Origin of the sequence: Thalassotalea sp. G20_0 (genome assembly GCF_017744175.1) — a bacterium.
In the GTDB taxonomy this organism is placed as follows: domain Bacteria; phylum Pseudomonadota; class Gammaproteobacteria; order Pseudomonadales; family Endozoicomonadaceae; genus Endozoicomonas.
The window spans coordinates 18,820-39,895 of the sequence record NZ_JAGHQV010000001.1 but is presented as its reverse complement, the minus strand read 5'-3'; the positions used below and the strand labels follow the sequence as shown (position 1 = coordinate 39,895).

10 protein-coding genes are annotated in these 21,076 nt (G+C 46.5%); 6 read left to right on the top strand and 4 right to left on the bottom strand.

Annotation, left to right across the window (positions count from 1 at the left end; genetic code table 11):
• Nucleotides 1-110: 110 nt before the first annotated feature.
• The gene (locus tag J7438_RS00120) at nt 111-1,433 is read right to left on the bottom strand and encodes an MATE family efflux transporter (RefSeq protein ID WP_209274957.1); all 1,323 of its coding nucleotides are present in this window, start codon (nt 1,431-1,433) and stop codon (nt 111-113) included.
• A gap of 81 nt (nt 1,434-1,514) precedes the next feature.
• Here J7438_RS00120 and J7438_RS00115 point away from each other — a divergent pair, with 81 nt between their 5' ends.
• Nucleotides 1,515-3,158: a hypothetical protein gene (locus J7438_RS00115; protein WP_209274956.1), complete on the top strand. Its 1,644-nt coding sequence runs from the start codon at nt 1,515-1,517 to the stop codon at nt 3,156-3,158.
• Nucleotides 3,159-3,292: 134 nt separating this feature from the next.
• Here the strand turns inward: J7438_RS00115 and metH are convergent, their stop codons facing one another.
• Nucleotides 3,293-7,000 (bottom strand): methionine synthase, encoded by a 3,708-nt coding sequence (gene metH, locus J7438_RS00110; protein WP_209274955.1) that lies wholly within the window; start codon nt 6,998-7,000, stop codon nt 3,293-3,295.
• A 200-nt stretch (nt 7,001-7,200) separates the two neighbouring features.
• Between metH and J7438_RS00105 the strand changes: the two genes are divergently transcribed.
• Both J7438_RS00105 and J7438_RS00100 read left to right on the top strand, forming a co-directional pair.
• On the top strand, nt 7,201-10,551 hold the full coding sequence (locus J7438_RS00105; protein ID WP_209274954.1) for a hypothetical protein: 3,351 nt from the start codon (nt 7,201-7,203) through the stop codon (nt 10,549-10,551).
• A gap of 64 nt (nt 10,552-10,615) precedes the next feature.
• Nucleotides 10,616-13,972, top strand: coding sequence for a hypothetical protein (locus tag J7438_RS00100; RefSeq protein ID WP_209274953.1), 3,357 nt, complete (start codon nt 10,616-10,618; stop codon nt 13,970-13,972).
• Here J7438_RS00100 and J7438_RS00095 read toward each other — a convergent pair.
• Together J7438_RS00095 and J7438_RS00090 are read right to left on the bottom strand one after the other, a co-directional pair.
• On the bottom strand, nt 13,965-14,390 hold the full coding sequence (locus J7438_RS00095; protein WP_209201256.1) for a deoxycytidylate deaminase: 426 nt from the start codon (nt 14,388-14,390) through the stop codon (nt 13,965-13,967). The genes J7438_RS00100 and J7438_RS00095 overlap by 8 nt on opposite strands.
• A 71-nt stretch (nt 14,391-14,461) precedes the next feature.
• A complete protein-coding gene (locus tag J7438_RS00090; RefSeq protein ID WP_209274952.1) occupies nt 14,462-15,676 on the bottom strand; it encodes a multidrug effflux MFS transporter in 1,215 nt (404 codons plus the stop codon).
• A gap of 310 nt (nt 15,677-15,986) precedes the next feature.
• On the opposite strand from J7438_RS00090, the gene J7438_RS00085 reads away from it, so the two are divergent.
• The 3 genes from J7438_RS00085 to J7438_RS00075 all read left to right on the top strand — a co-directional run bounded on the left by J7438_RS00085 (nt 15,987) and on the right by J7438_RS00075 (nt 20,974).
• Nucleotides 15,987-17,015 carry a hypothetical protein gene (locus J7438_RS00085; protein WP_209274951.1) on the top strand — a complete coding sequence of 343 codons (1,029 nt, stop codon included), beginning with the start codon at nt 15,987-15,989 and terminating at the stop codon, nt 17,013-17,015.
• 440 nt (nt 17,016-17,455) lie between these two features.
• Entirely contained in the window at nt 17,456-18,484 is a 1,029-nt protein-coding gene (locus J7438_RS00080) for a potassium channel family protein (protein ID WP_209274950.1), read from the top strand.
• A 429-nt stretch (nt 18,485-18,913) separates the two neighbouring features.
• Nucleotides 18,914-20,974 carry an AarF/UbiB family protein gene (locus tag J7438_RS00075; protein WP_209274949.1) on the top strand — a complete coding sequence of 687 codons (2,061 nt, stop codon included), beginning with the start codon at nt 18,914-18,916 and terminating at the stop codon, nt 20,972-20,974.
• Nucleotides 20,975-21,076 lie beyond the last annotated feature (102 nt).

Genomic DNA, 21,076 nt, shown 5'->3' with positions numbered 1-21,076 from the left:
TAGCCCGCTTCAAGGCGGAATGTTGCCTGAGCGGCTTGCTGCTGGTTAACACTGCAGCTCTGAATCCAATGTAATGGATGAGTTGCTGTTTAATCGGGAAAATGCCTTCCTTAAACCTGTATTTTACTCCAGCGCCGTGAGCGCCAGACGACCAGGAAGCTGACCGAGGTAATCATTCTCTGCAGTATGGGTACTGACCAGACTGCGGTAAGGCCAAACCCCAGGACAGGGCCTATAAGCCAGCACAGCGGTAACAGAATCAACCACTGTGCAACAAATCGGATATAGAGCACCGTTCGGTTGGCACCTGCTCCCAGTAAAGCCTGAACAAAGACCAGGGAGGGCGCATCCAGAACAATGCCTATGCCGGTTAACTGCATCGGGATTGAGCCCATTGCCAGTAGTGAAGGGTCATGGAGAAAGAGCGACAGCACAGCCTCCGGGGTAAAAATCAACGGCAGGCTCAGTACCAGTAACACGGCGCTGGCTGTATACATGACTTCCTGCCCCCAGCGCCAGGCAACCTCTGGTTCCCGGGCTCCAAGACTCTGGCTGACCAGGGTATTGGCCGCCATGCCCAGACCCAGACCCGGCAGTATCAGCATCAAAGAGGTATTCATCAACACATGGGCGATGGCCATTTCACGGATACCTAATTGGGCAACAATGGCAAACAGCATCATCATGCCAAGGGCAAACAGGGTCTGTTGCAGGGAGTCAGGAATCGCCAGAAGAACCAGGCGCTTTAAGGCCGGCCAATTTCTCCAGTGCGTCAGGAATCCGAATTTTCTGGCTCGCTTATTCAGCATCCAGAAATTAAGCAAGGCTCCCAGGTACATGGACAGCAAGGTTCCCAGGGCCGCTCCCTGCACGCCCAGGGCCGGCAGGCCAAGTTTTCCGTAGATCAGGATAAAGCTGAAGATCACATTGCAAATATGGGTGCAGACCAGCAGTTTCAGAAAACCGTTTGGCTCACCAATGCCGTTCCAGAAACCTCGAAATGAGAGGTTCATGGCCGCTGCGGTAAGGGCCATGACCCGAATCTGAAAATAGTCCGTTGCTTCCCCTTTAAAGGTGGGGGAGCTTTGATCAAATAACGCCAGCAACCAGGGGGAAGTGATGACCAGAATAATACTGACTGGCATGGCAAAGCAGAATGCGATCATCAGTCCATGATTGGTTGGCATGGCACATTCATCAAGGCGTCCTGCACCAACACGGCGGGCAACCTGAGCCTGGACAGCCGCTGAAAGGCCGGTCAGCAACGATAGCGCTACAAAATTCGCATAGCTGCCAGCACCCACAGCGGCAAGGGCACCCTCTCCCAGGGGACCCACCAGTGCGGCATCAACAAGGTTGATCATGCTCTGGGAAAGCATGGCCAGCATGATGGGTACGCCTAACTGAAAAATGGTGGCAAGCCTTTGCTTCATTAAGCTAAATATCTCCAGAATTTATGAACTATCGGGCAAAAAAAAGTCCAATAAAAAACCGTACAGAAACCTGAAATTATTATGAACATAACATCATCAAAACCGCTATGTGTACAGGATTTACAAGAAGCCATTGCCGATGTTGCCAATAAACCATTGGTCACCAGTCATTTTGAACGCAAAAACACGGTATCCTTGTTCAGATCTATACAAGACAGAACGATCACTGGCATTAGAATATCAGGTTCTGTGTCCGATAATCTGCAGTTTTTATCAACACTTGAAAACCGACAACTATTAACCACAGCTGAGGTCATGGCATTGTCACGGGCTGTTGTCAATGGAGAGTGCATTATTAGCCCGGAACAGTGCAAATTTCCCCTGAGTATTAACCTGTTAAGATGGCTCAGTGGGTTCCTGCGGATTATGGAGCGATCGCCGTTAGTGAAAATGGCCGTTGAGAAAATTATCATTGATGCTCCGGTTCATTCAGCCGTTGATTTTTTAATGTCTCAAAGGCCGGACGAAAATAAGGAGAAAGTGGAAAATTTCCTCAAAAAAAATGTTATGAATAGTATGCTGGAGTTACACAGCCAAATGAAGTCGGTGAAGGACCAATGTGATAAATATATCTCTGAAAATCAAAGCTCAATGACTGATGAAGCAAAGAAGCTCTATCTCTATGGGCTATTGTTACCCTTTCGGGATGATCGGGAAGAAGATACTCAAAGTTCTTTATTTGCACGGAATGTGTTTTTCCAACGTAGTTTTTCGTTCCATGATGAACATATGATTAACGTTATTAATCAACTTGATGAGGATATCCAATACTCAACATGTATGCATGAACGAATTGATCGACTGGGTATCAACAAAGTTTTAATACTGAAAAAAGAATTCTGTGAATTGGTAAGATCGGTCGCATTCCAGCGCTTGCCTGATGAGAATATCCCCTGTCTGGATGATATGGAATTAAACAAACTATTTGACACAAGAGCACTGCTGGATACAAGTTATGCAGAGTTTAGAAAATTCCAGACTGTTGTAAGTATACGTAGTAATAAAAGGCCGATTGTTCCAATGGCCCTGGCAGAAAAGGATTTACAACATTTGTACATTAACTACATGGGCATTCATCTTGAATTAGATTTAGGCGATAAAAGGCGGGCTAATCTGGTGGATTTTATTGGCGTCAATAGTAAATGTTATTCAGCGTTGGGTTCCCGGTTCAATAGTATTAATAAGTATATAGGGGATGTTTACAATAACAGACATGCTGGGCTTTGCTATGTAGCATTTCAAGACTGGTTCAGGGGGCATACAACCACAAATTTAGAAGCTCTGAGTTGCTTTCATCAATTGTGGCGTGATGATTATTCAAAAATGGATGATATAAAATGGTTTATATCAATAATCGCCCGGGCTGGATTGAAACCGGGTAATTGTGTCTGGTTCTCTGATAACCCGTCGTTGATCTGCCCTGAGTGTCTTTTTTCAGAAAATCTCAAAAAAGTCGAAAAGTCCGGGCTGAGTGACATGCCAGAAACAATCAGGCAATTCGCATTAGAGCTGTTACATCTGTTACAACATCACAGGGAACGTGATTGTCATTTGGCCCAGAGTATAGATCCTCAACGTTTGTGGAATGAAAAGTATGAGGGCAAACTGCCCTCCGGTTACCAGGCCTATTCTCGGTCAGCCTCCCAGGAGGCTGACCGAGAATAGCGCCCGTAGCGAGGATTGCGAGAAATTGAGGATAAAAATTTCTGATTCTGAGGAGAATAGCGGGGCTATTTGACGAAGAAGCAGGAATTTTTAGACCAATTTATCGCAACCGCAGTAGGGCAGTCTATTCTCGGTCAGCCTCCTAGATTGGGGCGAAGCCAGCGTTCCGCTTCTGCTAAAGACCAGCCTTTACGCTCAGCGTATACTTCCAACTGGTCTTTATCGATTTTACCCAGGCCGAAATATTTCGCTTCAGGATGGGAGAAATACCAGCCACTGACACTGGCCGCAGGCATCATGGCAAAGTGTTCAGTGAGTGACACGCCGGCATTTTCTTCACCGTTCAGCAGAGCGAATAATGCCGTTTTCTCCGTATGGTCCGGGCAGGCCGGGTAGCCGGGTGCTGGACGAATACCGGCGTATTTCTCCCTGATCAGCTCTTCATTACTGAGCTGTTCATTGGACGCATAACCCCAGTACTCCTTGCGTACTTTTTCATGCATACATTCAGCAAAGGCTTCCGCAAAACGGTCGGCCAGTGCTTTCACCATAATGCTGTTGTAGTCATCACCGGCTTGTTCATATTGCCTGGCCAGTTGGTCTGCACCGATACCTGCGGTCACCACAAAACCGCCCACATAGTCTGACAGACCGGACGATTCCGGGGCCACAAAGTCAGACAGGCTGTAATTGGGCTTATCCTCCGGTTTTGGTGCCTGCTGGCGGAGGTGGTGCAGGGTTGTTTTGATGTCGCTTCTTTTTTCATCCTGATAGATGGCCAGGTCATCGTGATTGACCTGGTTGGCGGGCCAGAAACCAATGGCTGCCCGGGCACGGATCAACTTTTCGTTGACCAGTTTATCCAGCATCTGCCGTGCATCATGATACAGGCTGGTGGCTGCCTCGCCGACCACTTCATCTTTCAGAATGGCGGGAAACTTACCGGCCAGATCCCAGGTCATAAAGAACGGAGTCCAGTCGATGTAATTGACCAATTCCTCCAGCGGGAAGTCATCGAACACTTTAACGCCGGTAAATGTCGGAACCGGTGGCTGGTATCGGGACCAGTCCGGTCTGAAGGCGTTATCCAGGGCTTCCTGATACGTGAGGAGTGCCCGTTTGCTGCCCCGTTTCCCGTGACGAATCCGGATTTTTTCATACTCGGAGCGGGTCTCTGCCACCAGGGCGGGCTTTAATGAATCACTCATCAGCCGGGTTGAAATCCCCACACTGCGGGAGGCATCGGTGACATAGATGGCCAGATCATCCTGGAACTGCGGCTCAATTTTTACCGCCGTATGGGCCCGTGATGTGGTCGCTCCACCAATCATCAGTGGGCGTTTAATACCCTGACGTTGCATTTCACTGGCCACATAAACCATTTCATCCAGTGATGGGGTGATCAGACCGCTAAGCCCGATAATATCAATGTCTTCTTCCACTGCGGTTTTCAGAATGGTTTCGCAGGGAACCATCACCCCAAGGTCAATAACCTCAAAGTTGTTACAGGCCAGAACGACACCGACAATGTTTTTACCAATGTCGTGTACATCACCTTTTACCGTTGCCAGCAAAATCTTGCCATTGGATCGCGCGCTCTCGCCTTTCTCTTCCTCGATAAAAGGGACAAGGTGAGCAACCGCCTGTTTCATCACCCGGGCACTCTTCACCACCTGGGGCAGAAACATTTTACCCGCACCAAACAGGTCACCCACCACGTTCATGCCATCCATCAGTGGGCCCTCAATCACCTCAATAGGGCGGCTGGCGGCCAGTCTTGCCGCTTCAGTATCGTCAACAATCCAGGTGGTAATGCCTTTGACCAGCGCATGTTCCAGCCGTTTGTTAACAGGCCATTCCCGCCAGGCCAGATCTTCCTCTTTTTTGCCGGAAGAACCACCTTCCCGGTATTGGTCTGCAATGGCCAGCAGTGCTTCAGTCCCATTCGCGGAGCGGTTGAGGATGACGTCTTCAACCTTGTCTTTCAGCTCCGGGGGAATTTCTTCATAGATCTCCAGCTGTCCGGCATTAACAATGCCCATGGTCAATCCGGCCTTGATGGCGTGGTAGAGAAAGACCCCATGAATGGCTTCCCGAACCGGGTTGTTCCCCCGGAAAGAGAAAGAGACATTACTGACCCCACCGGAACTCATGGCGTGGGGCAGATTCTCGCGAATGTATTGAACCGCATTGATGAAATCCACCGCATAGTTATTGTGCTCATCAATACCGGTGGCCACGGCAAAAATATTGGGGTCAAAAATAATGTCCTGGGGCGGGAAGCCGACGTCATTGACCAGAATGTCGTACGAACGCTGACATATTTCTATTTTTCTGGCTTCGGTATCCGCCTGACCCTGCTCATCAAAGGCCATAACCACAACGGCGGCCCCATAATTGCGGCAAAGACGGGCCTGACGGCGGAAGATATCTTCACCTTCCTTCAGGCTGATGGAATTGACAATGCCCTTGCCCTGAATGCATTGCAGCCCGGCTTCGATGACCTCCCACTTGGAGGAGTCCACCATGATCGGGACTCGGGAAATATCCGGTTCAGAGGCCACCAGATTCAGGAATGTAGTCATGGCACGTTTGGCATCCAGCATCCCTTCATCCATGTTGATGTCGATAATCTGGGCACCGTTTTCCACCTGGTCACGGGCAACATCCAGGGCCGTATCGTAATCTTCTTCGATGATTAAACGTTTGAAGCGGGCGGAACCGGTGACGTTACAGCGCTCACCGACATTGACGAACAATGAGTCCCGATCAATGGTAAATGGCTCCAGACCACTTAAACGACAGGCCACCGGAATGGCTGGCATGGCTCGCCGGGGAATATCTGCAACCTTGTCGGCAATGGCTTTAATGTGTGCCGGTGTGGTACCACAGCAGCCACCAATAATATTGACCAGACCGGAGCGGGCAAACCCGGCAACAATCTCTGCCATCTCATCGGGACTCTGGTCATATTCGCCAAACGCGTTGGGCAGACCGGCATTGGGATGAGCACTGGTCCAGGTGCCTGAGCAGTTGGACAGTTCTTCAAGATACGGGCGTAACTCACTGGCACCCAGGGCACAATTCAGACCAACGGACAGTGGCCGGGCATGTTCGACCGAATTCCAGAAGGCTTCTGTCGTTTGACCCGACAGGGTGCGACCGGAAGCATCGGTGATGGTGCCGGAAATCATGATCGGCAAGGCAAAGCCCAGCTGGTCGAACAGGTCTCGCACCGCATAGATGGCCGCTTTGGCGTTCAAGGTGTCAAAAATGGTCTCTATCAGCAGGATATCAGCGCCGCCTTCAATCAATGCTTTGGCGGCCTGCTGATAGGCGTTCACCAGTTCGTTGAAACTGGTATTTCTGTAGCCGGGATTGTTGACATCGGGTGAGATGGAAGCGGTTCTGTTGGTTGGGCCAAGAACACCTGCCACAAAACGGGGTTTATCCGGGTTGGCCCGGGTGAATTCATCGGCCACTTCCCGGGCAAGTCGGGCTGCCTGGTGATTAATTTCCGGTACCAGATTTTCCATCTGGTAATCTGCCATGGCGATGGTGGTGGCATTAAAGGTGTTGGTTTCCAGAATATCGGCACCGGCTTCAAGATACTCACGGTGGATCTGTTGAATAATGTCCGGACGGGTCAATACCAGAAGATCATTGTTGCCTTTCACATCGCAGGCATGGCTGGCAAAGCGTTCGCCACGGTAGTCCGCTTCTTCCAGCTTATAGTCCTGAATCATGGTGCCCATGGCACCATCAAGGATCAGAATGCGTTTTTCCAGCAGTTGTGTCAGGTCAGAGAGGGCTTTTTTTTGGTGTGGTGTAGCTTGCAGCATGGATAGCAGACCAGTGTTATTTTTTCTAGCGGGCATAGTACCAGAACTTGGCTCCCGGATGCCTCTGGTTTCTGTTGGGTCAGGAAGAAGTGTAAGTGCATGGGTTCTGTAAATAAACGATCCATGGTACCAACATAGTGAAACCTTCTTCCATCTAGGGTATCCAATTGTTTTGAAAAAAATAGATAAGCAGGAGATAAATGATGGAACCAATGAGTAGCAGCCACACCCAGATAAGGCTTAACACCGGGGATGGGAAGATGTGTTCTGATACACAACCGTTGATGGTTACACCAACAAGTGATCAAGCGCTGACTGATGCAGCCTCGATCAGAGATGGTCATGGGAAGAGCTTTGTTAACAGGGAGGTTCGTGTAATTGAAGTGTCCGAACACTCTCATGGAGTCAGTACACGTGCTCTATTGAAATCAAACCAGAATGAAACGGCTCAGGCAGCACTATGTGAAGGTGCATCAAAGGAAATTAAACCGCAGAGTGCCGAACAAGTTGAAAAAAAAACAGTTCTGGACCCGGAGATGTTGACCCGGAAGCTTGACGAAATAGAAACACAGATCATTGAACTCACCGGTGTTTATGGTGAGATACCGCAAAAGGAATTGATGAGATTTAAGTTAGCCGCACTGTATATCCAGGAGAATATCCTCACAAGAATGTTGTACGGCATGGCAAGTCAGGAGGAAGCATTCAGCAAGTTTCAATCGCTTGGAGACTTATTACCACAATCATCAAATGGTGCTGCTCTCATGAGGGTGCTGGATTTATGGTGGCTTCCCGGTAACGAGAAATACTTTCCTGATAAAACCATTGTTTCTTTAAAGAGACTTGATTCTGTTAGTGAGTATTTGGAGACAGCTCTCGGGGATTTGAATACAGCTCTCAGGGATTTGAATACAGCTGTCGAGTCTTTTGACAAAGGCCGGTTGCTTTTGACAGACAAGTTGAAAAAAAAGCTGATCCCATCAGAAGGAAGCAGTGATAGCAGCACTGCAAGTTCTCTTACCTCAGAATTTTTCAGTGAAACAGAGTTTAAAGAGGTCTTGGGCAGACTTCTTAAAAAAGGGAACAATGAATGTTTTACGGCCAGCCAGAATAGATCTCAAGTGCATGGTTCTGCTTTAAGTGATGTAGAGGATAATCCCTGCCGGGATGAATCGGAAGCCGTAAAAAGCAATAGTGTTAGGGAGTTATTAGAACAGTCATCCGAAGCTATGAAGTCTGACTTCAGTTTGACAAAACTTGATAAATTAGTGGTTATTTTTCACCATCTTTACCAAATACATAACAATGAAATGCATATTGAATCAGTTAATCTTACCAATATTGATGTTCTTTATAATTATTTTAACGAGCTTTTATTGGAAACAGAGTTATCCGTTTATGAGAAAGAGATTGCCTGTTTTGCTTTTCTACAATCATTAGGACATTTTTACAACAAGATAGCTATGGAGTGCAAAGTCAGTTGCTGTACTGGAAAAAGTAATCATGTAAAATCAGCTCATTTTAATAAGGCAATAACTTACAATACCAAGCTTCATAAAATGGCAATGGTCAGTATTAAAGGGGATATCTGTCAGGGTGCTGACTTTTGGGTTTTAAGCCTGCTCGCTTCAGGATTTTTGATGAATTATCGCTGGACATCCAGGGACAGGGCTCAATTAACCTCTCTAAGTCTGGCGGTGGAGAGAAGCCCTAAACAAGAATCGGAGATTGCACTGGCAAAATATACCTGTTTTTCTATCGCAGAACTCCTGGAGGATGTTGGAGCTTACAGAAGTGTTGCTGATAATTCTGAAAAATACAATACCTTTGCGCTATTAACCATGCTTTGGAATGATCTTGGGTTTTCCCGTTGGCCATACTCAACCACCTTGAATCCGGAAAAAGCGCTTGAATATCTGGAATTCATTCGATATGAAATAACCAATAATAATAATCAAAGCGCCGAAATGCTGAAGCAATCCATGGATATTGCCTATGAATTTAATAAATTGATGCAGGGATCGACGCCGATTTCACAACTGTATTCTGAAAGAATCGCCCTGTATTACTTTATGCTGAATGATCCCAAAAAGGCATTGGAACTTCTTAAGTTTACCAAGCGTAAAAGTAAATCGCTTTATTTCGGGCTCTGCATGGCATCAAAGCGTGAATACCGGTTTGCCATTCAGTTTATTGAAAAGGAAAAGATTAAAGATGCTTGTATTAAAGCACTGTTAGGTATTCTATGCGAAAGACTTGCCAGTTCTCAGGAAGAATCATCTGAACAATATAATGAATTGCTCACAAAAGCAGAACTTAATTATCGGGCCGTGATTGGCTCACGGCCTGAAATGAATAAATATTTAGCCATGTTGATTGAAAAACGAGGGTATCTATCAGACTCGCTAAAACACTGGAAAGCTTACCGCTGTTTTTTACATGACCAGGAAGATAAAAGTAATATAAGGTCGGTAAGGTTTAAAATTCCCATGGAGATTAAACTGGTTGGTGAAAAAATTCTGGAATTGGAGAACCTGATAGGGGAAATTAAATCTGAAAAAAAGGCAGAGTCACTATTGGGTGATGATAAATCTTATAGCGAAGAAACTGTGAAAAAGAAGCCTGGACGTCAACCTGCCAGGAAAAGAAAAGGCAAGAAAAAAAGTCGACCTGCTGCTGATAGGAAACCGGCTTGTCAGGAACAAAAGCCACCAGACTTCCACAGCGAAAAGCGTATTTCTATTCAAGTGCCGAATCTCGAGTCTGAGCCAGATCTTAACAGTGGATCAGAGTTTGAGGGACAAACCGATCCTCAACACCATTATCAACAGGGCCTGAACGAAAACCAATGGCAGCTCGTCACTGGTAAGTCTGACCCGTTTCGGCTTGTTGTGATTCAGGGCGTTAAAATTCCTGTTGGCTTTTCAATAAAAGAAGTCGAGCGTCACTGGGGAAATACCCGCCATATGAGAAATAATTTAACCAATCGGTTACTCTTCCTTGACATTGGCCGGGGAGATTATGATGGGGTTTTGGGACTCATTGATCAATATGTGGGCAAAACTGAAAATCCGGTAGCACAATTACACTTCATACAAAATAGAGAGTGGCTGTTGAGATGTAAGAGTTTTGATAACCGTGCACTTTATGTCCATTGTCGTCGTTCTGGCCAAACGATTCAGGCATTAAAGGCAGAGTTACGATTATCTATTTTGCAATGTGTGCAAAAACAGGTGGAGTCTGTTTTTCAGCATGCGTTTCAGCGCTTGCCTTCACCTCTGTGGTTCAGTAATCCCGAGTTGTTGAAAAAGGACATTAAATACCTGATAGATCACGTTCATCCTGAATTTTGTGTACAGGTTGGCGCTCAATTTTCAACAGCGGCCCATGTAATGAAAGATATTCATTGGGAGTTTACCTGCCAGAGGGTAACCGACCAGACATGTCGCTCACTGTATGGCCACTCCCCCGGGGACTATTCCAATTTGGCTGAAAAGTTCTATAAATTTCGTGATTTTATTGATCCACAACATCTTTCGGACATTATTTAGAGGGCCTTCCTGAGAATGCCTCCCAGGTATCTATTGATCAATATAAATAAACAGGCGACAGATTATGAACCCAATAAGTAGCAGCCACACCCCGGTAAGGCACAGCTTTGAGGGCGGGGAGGTGTGTTCTGACACACAACCGTTGAAAGTTACACCAACAGTATTGGCCGGTGAAAACGTTTTCACGGGAGCGGGCACGTTCAGAGATGGTCAAGGGAAAAGCATTGTTAACAGGGAAGTTCGTGTCATTGCAGCACCCGAACAGTCTCATGGCGTCATTACCCATGATCAAGCCAGCCAATGTAATGTGGCGCAAGAATCGCTGTGTGACGGTGCACAACAGGATGTGCAACCGGAGCGCACAAAGGAGGCTGAACTTCTGGCAGCTCCGGATCCGGAGATATTAGCCCGGCAGCTTGACGAAGTAAAACAACAGATTATTGATCTCACCAGGGTTCATGGTGAGATACCCCATCAGGAATTGATCAGGTTTAAGTTGGCGGCTCTGTATATTCAGGAGAATTTCCTCATAAGAATGTTGTACGGCATGCCAAGTGAGCAGGAAGCATTCAGTATGCTTTATTCTCTCGGAGACTTAATACCACCATCAAATGGCAATGCTCTCATCAAGGTGTTGAATTTATGGTGGCTTCCCGATAACGACAAATACTTTCCTGAAATTGAATCCTTAACGAAATTTTATTCCGTTTGTGAGCAAATGAAGGCAGTTGATAAGGAGTTGGAACAAACTGTTGAGTCTATTGATAAAAACAAGAATTTTCTGAAAGCTTTTGAGAAGTTGAAAAAAGCAGTTGTCTCATCAGATGGAAACAATGATAGCAGTAATTCAGGTTCTTTATTTTCAGAGTTACTCGCTAAAGAGTCAGAATGCAAAGAAGCCCTGGTTAGAATAAGATCTATCCTTGAAAAAGTTCACCATGAAACTGCTATTGCTGGCCATAATCGGTTCCAAATGCACAGCCCTGCTTCAGGTGATGCAGAGGCATGTCGATGCCGGGATGAACCGGGAGCCGTAAAAAGTAACAGTGCCAGGGAACAGCAGGAGGGACAATTGGCTGAAGTTGCAAGATCTCCCTTTAGTTTGACCAAGCTTGATAAAATAGTGATTATTTTTCACCATCTTTATCAGGAATATTGTGATGATCATTATGTTGAAGTAGTTAATGCTGGCAATGTTGACTTTCTTGATAATTACTTTAACGCACTTTTATTAGAAACAGAGTTGGCCGTTCATGAGAAAGAGATTGCCTATTTTGCTTTTCTGCAGGCATTGGGGCATTTTTACAACAAGATAACTATGGAATACTCAATGTCATCCCATGGCTACTCTTCCGGAAAAAATGCCGCTGTAAAGTTAGCCCTCCCGGGACAGGTAAAAACATATAACCGTATTCTTCATAAAATGACGATTACCAGCGTTGAAAGAGGCATCTGTCGTGTTGCTGACTATTGGGTTTTAAACTTTCTCGCTGCAGGATTCCTGGTAAATTATCGCTGGAAAACGACTGACAGGGTCCAATTATCCGCATTAAGCTCAGCATTGGAGAGATGCCCTAAACAGGAATCAGAGATTGCACTTGCAAAATGCACATGCTTTGCAATCGCAGAAGTCCTGGAGGATGTTGAAGTGTTTAGAAGTGTTGCTGAAAACTCTGCAAAATACAATACTCTGGCACTGTTAACCATGCTCTGGAATGATCTTGGGTTTTCCCGTTGGCCTTACTCTACCACTTTGAATCCGGAAAAGGCACTTGAATACCTGGAATTCATTCAAGTTGAAATAAATGACCATAAAAATCAATCTGCTGAAATAGTCAAAAGAGCTATGGATTATGCTTATGAATTAATTCTATTGATGCGTGGATCGACACGAAGTGCACGACTGCGTTCTGAAAGAGTCGCCCTGTACTACTATATGCAGGGTAATCCTTCCAAGGCATCAGCACTTCTTGAATTTGCCAGGCATAAAAGTAAAACACTTTATTTCGGACTTTGCATGGCCTCAAAGGGTAAGTATCAATTAGCTATTCAGTTTATTGAAAAGGGCAACGTTAAAGATGTTTGTGTAAAAGCATTGTTAGGTATTCTTTACGAAAAACTTGCCAGCTCTCATGGTGAGTTAAGTGATCAATTCTCAGGCCTGCTGAATAAAGCAGAACTTAACTATCGGGCGGTGATTGGCTCACGGCCTGAAATGAATAAATATCTTGCCATGTTGCTTGAAAAACGAGGATACCTGTCAGGCGCACTGAAACAATGGAAAGTCTACCAAGGTTTTTTACATGACCAGGCAGATAAAAGCAATGTAAGGTCGGTCAGGTTTAAAATCCCCATGGAGATTAAACTGGTTGGTGAAAAAATTCTGCAATTGGAGAACCTGTTAGAGGAAATCCAATCTGAAAAAAATGCCCATTCATTATTGGGAGATAATAGATTTCACCGTAAACAGGCTGAGGGAAAGGCACCAGAAGGTGGACCTGCCAGGAAAAGCAAAGCCAGGAAAAAGAGCCCGCCTGCTGTCGTCAGAAGACAAGCTTGCCAGGAAAATTGCCAGGAGAAAAAATTACCCGACGTCCAGACCGAAAAGCTCTTTGCTATTCAAATGCCCGATCTTGAGCCAGAGCGAACCCTTAACAGTGAACCAGAGCTTGAGGAACAAACCGATCATCAACAGCAACCGGGCCCGGACGATAACCAATGGCAACTTGTTACTGGCAAGCCTGAACCGGTTCGCCTTACTGTGCATCAGGGCGTTAAAATTCCTTTTGGCTTGTCAATAAAAGAAGTTGAGCGTCACTGGATGTATACCCGTGCTTTCAGAAATGATTTAACCAATCGGTTGCTCCTCCTTGACATAGGCCGGGAAAATTATAATGGGATTTTGGCAATCATTGATCAATATGTGGGTAAGATTGAAAATCCGGTAGCACAGTTACACTTTATCCAAAATAAACAGTGGCTGTTGAGATGCAAAAGCTTTGATAACCGGGCGCTGTACGCCCAATGTCGCTGTTCCGGACAATCGATCCAGGCAGTAAAAGCAGAGTTACGGTTATCTATTTTGCAATGTGTGCAGGAACAGGTGGAATCTGTTTTTCAGCAAGCCTTTCAGTGCTTGCCTTCATCGCTTTGGTTCAGTCACCCCGAGTTGTTGAAAAAGGACATTAACTGTCTGATAGGTCACGTTCATCCTGAATTTTGTGTGCAGTTTGGAGCTCAATTCTCAACAGCGGCCCATGTCATGAAAGATATTTTTTGGGAGTTCACCTGTCAGAGGGGAAAAGGCCAGACGTGTCGCTCACTGTATGGCCACTCCCTTGAAGACTATTCCGATTGGGCAGATAAGTTCTATGACTTTCGTAATTTTATCGATCCACAGCATGTCTCGGATGTTATTTAATGGATACCTGCTCAATGGCAACGCCGTTTTCCCGACAGAACTGTGATAGTTCTTCCTGGGGATTGCGGTCGTACTGGATGTCATAAACAATGCGCCGGATACCGGCCGCTAACAGATTTTTGGTGCATTGATCACAGGGGCTGTGGGTCACATAAGCGGTAGCTCCCTCAATGGGAGTACCCAGCCGTGCTGCCCAGATAACCGCATTGAGTTCAGCATGAATTTCATGCCTGAGCGACCAGGGATGGTGTTCTTCGTAGTCAGCCTCATTACAGTTGATATAGCCTGAAGGCGTGCCATTAACCCCTGTGGAAAGCACCCGCCCATCCTTGACCAGCAGACAGCCTACCTGAAGGCGCACACACTTTGATAATTTGGCCAGGGAGTGGGCCATCTCCATATAAACGGTATCGCTCATAGATAACAGGTACCTGAAACAGTCTGAGAAAACGGGTATGGTCATTCATACCCGTTGCGATAGTAGCAGATTCAGGCAGTCTGTGGAGTGGCTTCTGATACAACGCTGGTTTTCATCAGACAGAAACCGGAGATGGCAACTGCGATTAAGGTGATCGCTGACAGCGACAGGGTACCCGCTTCAGGCAGAAAGCCAATCAGCGCACTGATCAGTGTTGCCAGCAGCATTTCAATAAAGAAAATCAGGCCCGCAGCGGTACCCATATTCTCTTTCATATGTTCAGTGGCCCTGGCCTGACAAAGCGGCATAAACAGACCAAGACCCAGTTCATAAATAGCGATACCCGCAACATAGCCGGTGATGGATTGACCATCCGTCAGCAGACCGCTCACCAGGGAAACCATGGCACCAATCATCAGCAGGCTACCGGCGACCAGGGTGCTCTGGCTTCGGCTCATGTTGGCGGTCAGTTTAGGGCCCATGGATGCACTGAGCAGGTAGCTGGCAATAGCCACAGCAAACAGGTAGCCATAGGTTGCCGGAGAAATGCCTAACTGACCAATAACCACAAAGGAGCCTCCGGCAACAAACACAAAGGCTCCGGCAAATGCCGCACCGGCAGCGATGGTAAAGCGCAGATAGCGGGCATCCGTCAGCACCGCTTTATAGCCTGCCAGCACAGAATTTTTCGATGTGATTTCCGTGGTTGTTTCCTGCCTGTGTTCTGGCAAGAGCGCCAGTGCCAGTATCGCAATCACCGCCATGGCTGCCATCACGTAAAAGCTGTACTGCCAGTCGGCATACTCCTGCAGATAACCACCGGCAATCGGTGCTGCCATGGGGGCAATGGTCAGGCAGCCGCCAATATAGGCCAGCATTTTTACTTCCATCTGGTCACGGTAATAGTCCCGTGCCATCATTCTGGCAACGGCAGTGCCGAAGCAGCCAAAAACGGCCTGGGCAAAACGGGAAGCAATGAACAGATAGATGCTGTCCGTCAGCAAAGTGATTGCTGTTGCCGCAAGGTAAAGGGAATAGCCCATCAGCAGGGTTTTCTTACGGCCCAAACGATCAGCCAACGGGCCAACAATCAGCATCGATAGGGAAAAGCCCAGCATGAATAAACCAACACTCCATTGAGCGATAGCGGAGGTGGTGCCAAAAAACGCGGTGATTGCTGGCAGTGATGGGGTGAAAATATCAATGGACACAGGTCCTACCACCGCAAACAGCGTCAGGAGAATCAGAACAAAAGCGGGGTGTTTTTCGGGAGTCAGGTGTCGCATGGTGGTCCGCTGATAAGTTGAAAAATAGGGAGATAATGCGACAGGTACTATTTATCAACAATCCGTGTTTATGCCAATTATCAGGATGTTGATCGCTATTTATAGAGCAGACATTAATTTAATTATGATGTCTGCGCTGGTTTGCCGGTGGAACTCAAGATTGATATAAGCGCAAAGGGTTGTTAAACCGATTGATTGAAGCCTTGACCAACTACTCAGCGGGGCTGAACTATTTCCTGATCATAAGGTCTGAAATTGGTGACTGATTATCAGTCGATTTTTACGAGCTAAATTATCAGGTGTTCAAAAAATGATTACAGCTAATCCGCACGCAAATTCAGAGCAAGCAATCAGGCCTTCTGAGCTTGAGGGTGGTTCAGCTTCAGCTGCATCGGTTGATGTTAAATTCGGTGATATATTCCGGACTATACAACCGGTTGTTGAGCCGGGAATTCTGCAACGGGCCAACGATGCAATCAATATAGATAGCTATGATTTTGTTAAGGATAAATATCAATCAATACTGAAATCCAGACTTTGTTCACAAGTGTGGCGAGGAGTTGATGACAGTCAATGTATTTTTTCTTTAATCCCTCAAGGCTATCCAGAAACCAAAGTACGCGTACAATTTGCTCCTGATGCTCGGATTGTTAATCAGGAAAGCTTTGTGCGCCAATTAATGACCAGTGATAAGGCATTGATTGAGCTGGCAATAAAAGGTGTAGAGGTGTTGGCTGGGCAATTCTCATTGCAGGGGCAGACTGTGGAATTTGTTGCGTTGGGGATCATTCGAAATTACATTCGCAGTGACGGTTTAGCCGGATCTTTCTGGTTTCGTGATAGGGGGGATTATAGCCTCGTGATGTTAATGAATGATAATTCTGTTAAAGAGGGTGGTCCTTATTACACGGGAGGAGGGCTGGAAACAGCGGAATTAGAGAGTAGAGATTGTTTTAGAATAAATTATGCTACTGAGGGATCTGTTGAAGACCACCCTTTCGTACAAAACCTTGGACATGTTTACTCAAACACAGGCAATCTTATTCATCGATTCGCTAAAGCCAAATATGTCCCGGACGAAACTGAAAAGCAGCCGACTAAACCTCGGGAAAGCTATGTTGTAATGCTACCCTGGGGAAAGCCTGTTGAACAAAGGTTATTGCATATTATTATGACCCCTTCTTATGATACCCACCAGCCAGCTGATACCCACCAGCCAACTGATACCCGCCAGCCAGCTGATACCCACCAGCCAGCTGATACCCGCCAGCCAGCGTCGCGGTTTATGTCCGTCGTGTCTGACTTTTCCAGGCGAGTGAAATCCTGGGTTAATGGTTAGTTGGTGATTTTTCATCCAGGAATTGGCCCGAAATAATTCCGACATTTCTGAGCCTCGAAACTCCGTTCGTCCTGAGCGGAGTCGAAGGGCGCTCAGGATGAACGGAGACCGAGTTTAAAATGTCGGAATTGTTTAAGGACAATTCCCCAGAGTCTCTGGTTATACATCAGGTGTCAGATAATAGGCTGTCCTGTGCAGCACACCATCATCTGCGTTGCTCCGGTACGCTGTATGGGACTATTGCCCATAGCGAGGATTGCGAGAAATTGAGGTTAAAAATTCGGTGTTGTCTGGCAAACAGGCCTGGAGCCTGAAAAGGCCTGAATCACAGATCTTATAAGTTAACGTCATGAATATATGTGTTATTATCACGCACTGGTGATATATCAGACTTCTGGACCATGCATGGTAGGGTTAACTTGAGTTTTCTGAAATCAACTTTGCGGTTCTTTCACCACCAGTTTCTGAAACTGAGCTGGCTGGTTTTGCTGATGGTTTTGCTGGGCCACTTTATTTTATCCTGGGCGCTGATGTGGCTGGCGGGTGAATCGGCACTGCTGCCTGCTGATCAGTGGTTTTATTTTTATGTCACAACATCGACCACCGTCGGCTATGGTGATCTGAGTCCGGGCACTGCCTCAGGGCGGGTTCTGGCCGCGTTGTTTATTCTCCCCGGTGGCGTTGTGCTTCTTGCAGGAGGACTGGGGAAGCTTTCATCATTTTTTCTCAGGTTATGGAGTAGAAGAATGCAGGGCAAAGGGGATTACTCAGATTTGGACAATCATATTGTCATATTTGGCTGGAAGCGGAATCACACCCCGAAAATGTTGCAGCTGATTTTTGGCGACAAACGTCGTGAGAATCGTAAGATACTGCTCTGTACCAGCCAGGAAATGGAGAATCCTTTTCCTGAACAGATTTTGTTTGCCCAGGGGGAAAGCCTGACGGAGCCGTCGTTTATTCAGCGAACCGGCATTGGCAATGCGGCCAGAGTGATCGTATTCCGTGACTCCGATGATCAGACCCTGGCCACCTGCCTGAGTATTGCCGCGACAAAAACCAAAGCCCATATTGTTGCCTGGTTTGAAAGCCTGCAGATGGTACATCTGCTTCAGTCCCACTGCCCGCAAATAGAGTGTCACAGTAATCTGTCCATGGAACTGCTGGTTCGCTCAGCCCAGGATCCGGGGTCTTCCCGTGTGCAACAGCAACTGTTATCAACGTTGACCGGGCCAACACAGTACAGTGTTCGCGTGCCTGAAGATTTTGGGGGGACGACGTTTGGTCGACTGCTGGAGTTTTTTAAAATTCATCACGAAGCCATAGCCCTTGGAGTGGCCGGGTCTGCCACCGGAGATAATCTGAGATTAAATCCGCCCGGCAATGACCGGGTGGCAGCCGGACAGGTTGTTTATTACCTGTCCGCCCAGCGGATTCACGGAAATGAAATTCAGTGGGAGCAGCTATAGTTCCGGCGCTGCGGTAATCAACCCTATTTCTACCATTGAACTTGAGACCCATGCGGTGTTAAACATTAATACCGCAATTTGGCCTTTTTCGTTGATTCTCTTTCTTTGCCAACCTTTTGAACCAGTAAAAACCAAATCTCTCCTTATAATGCCGCAGTTTTTTCGTGGTTTTAAATTGGTACTTTAGTTTTAATTTGTGAAATATCTATTCCCGGGTTTATCTTTTCAAATCAAGAGTATTACTCGATGAATAATCATGCTTTTAAGTTATTGGTTTATTTTGAATAGAAGTAATACTGAACTTTTCATCTTTTATTAGGTCTTAATAAATAATTAATCAATATGTGATTACGCCTCAATTGGGCTTAATCACTTATTTTTCTGTTTTAAACAGTAATGTTTCCACTAATAACAAAAAGGAGCTCTGTCATGATGCCAGTTAATGGATACCCTGAATCGGCCAGCGAAATCCCGGATCAGCCCAGTTCTCATCCAACAGTTGGTCATGTTGACCCATTATCCCAAGGTGTCCATTCTGCGACCTCTACCCCGCTACAATCACCTTATGGACCCATGACTGCCGGTCATACTGTTACGGCTGTCCCACCTGTGTCGAACCTGGGCGAACAGCAATTTGACCCTGAGAACCCTTCCAAAGTGCCTGATGATCAGGTCATCGTTGGACGCCAGCCTCGTACTCTATCTTCCCTTGAATGGCTGGGTGAAAAGATCAAAAACGGGTTTGCCAGTTTGGTCAGAACGTTCAGGATGATGGGGATTCTCTTCAGTATCTATCGGCATGGTGGGAGTGTAGAGAGCCTCCAAAACGCTGCCGCTAAAGCCCGGGGGGGAATTCTGGTAAAGGCCATTCAGTTTGCATGCAGTTCTCCCTCAATTGCCAAAGATCTGTTTGGTGATAACCATGAGGATTTTACCAGGACTTTATCCTACGTTACCACCAGCAATACGCCAATGACCAAGGCTGAGCTGATTCATTGCCTTGATGAAGCGGGTATTGATTACGACCCGGAGCGATTGGATGAAAGGGTTAATCTCGGTACCGGTTCAATTGGTGAGGTCAATGATATCATCTTGAACAGCGGCGAGCATCTGATTGTCAAGACCGTTTCCCCGTCCAGTGAAATCAGGGTGTATTCTGATTTACGGGTTCTCAGGTTCGTGTTGGGGCTGGTTACCTTCTTTGCACCAAGTTCAATTGAGAAAGGAACCAAGCATGCTATTTTCTCATTCTTTGACAGTGTCAAGGAAGAATTGAATCTGATCACTGAAGCCAACAGAACCCGGCAACAGGAATTTGCTAACAAGGCCGTTGCAGAGCAGCATATATTTGATATTCGACAAGACGAATTACCGGAGTATGCATACGCGCTGCCTTCCAGGCCAGATGGTTGGACTATCCAGCATCCTCGCACCGACGATGTTTTGCTACGGCTTCCGGTTAATTTTAAAGTTCCGGCCGTTTATGGTAATACTGCCTCTCCCCATGCCCTGGGCATGGAAAAAATTGATGGGGTTACGCTAAGTGAAAATGACCAGCCAAAACTTCGGAAGCTTGCGGCAAAGTTATTTAATCTCGATGAGGCGAAAATTACAGACAATCATTTACTCGCCTTCAGGTTCAGTCTGAAAAAACTGGCATTTTCACACTGGTTCTACTGTTATGCCCAGACGGGATTTTTTAATGCAGATATGCATGATGGTAATGTCATGGTCGCCGTTGAGAATGGCAGACTGAGCATTTACTTTATTGATCTGGGTAATGCACAAAGAGTCTCGAGGAATGCGGTGAAAGCCACCTATACCATTCTTGGCGCGATGGAGAAACTCCAGGAAGAGTCCGGTGTAGCCAGGAGAAGCCACTACGCAGATGAGGTCATTCAATGTCTGCAAAGATTGGGTGAATATGAACCTGGTAAAGCAAATTGGGTTAAGCTGAAGCAGGAGGTTCTGAATCTGTTGCCCTATCGTGGGGATATGGACAAGATTGATAAAAAAGTCATTGACCTGTTTAACAGAGCCTATAAGTGTAATGTGAAGATGCCAAAAGAAACTGTAGCGTTGTTCAGGGCCAAGGTATTAATTAACTCCCAGGCTACCATGACCGATGAAGCAAGAAGGTCGTTGGACAGCATCGTGCCTTCAGTGATCCAACTGCTGGGCAGTGATGGCAGTTCAAGTTTGCCTCACGGAAACATCGCTGATCAAAATGCCCTGCTGATTCTGCTCCAGCAGCTTCCAGAATTACGTGACAGGTTAATTGAAGTAATGAGAACCACTCCAGTATCTGATGACCAATTGCGTTATGCAGCTTCTCAATTACTCTCAAAAATAGGCTTACCCCCTGATGAATTCATACGTGAGGTTAATCAATTAATTCAGCAATGGCAGATGATGCCTGCTGGTGATCCCGGGCATACGCACAGTCATACCTGGGCCGGCAGTCCTTTTCCTCCACCGGTGCCAGCTTAGAGTTAATTGGTAATAAGTTATCAGGCCTAACCGGTAACCGATAATACGGCAACCGGTATTGGCCTGAGTAACTTCCGGTCTTGGGAGGCTGTCCGGGAATAG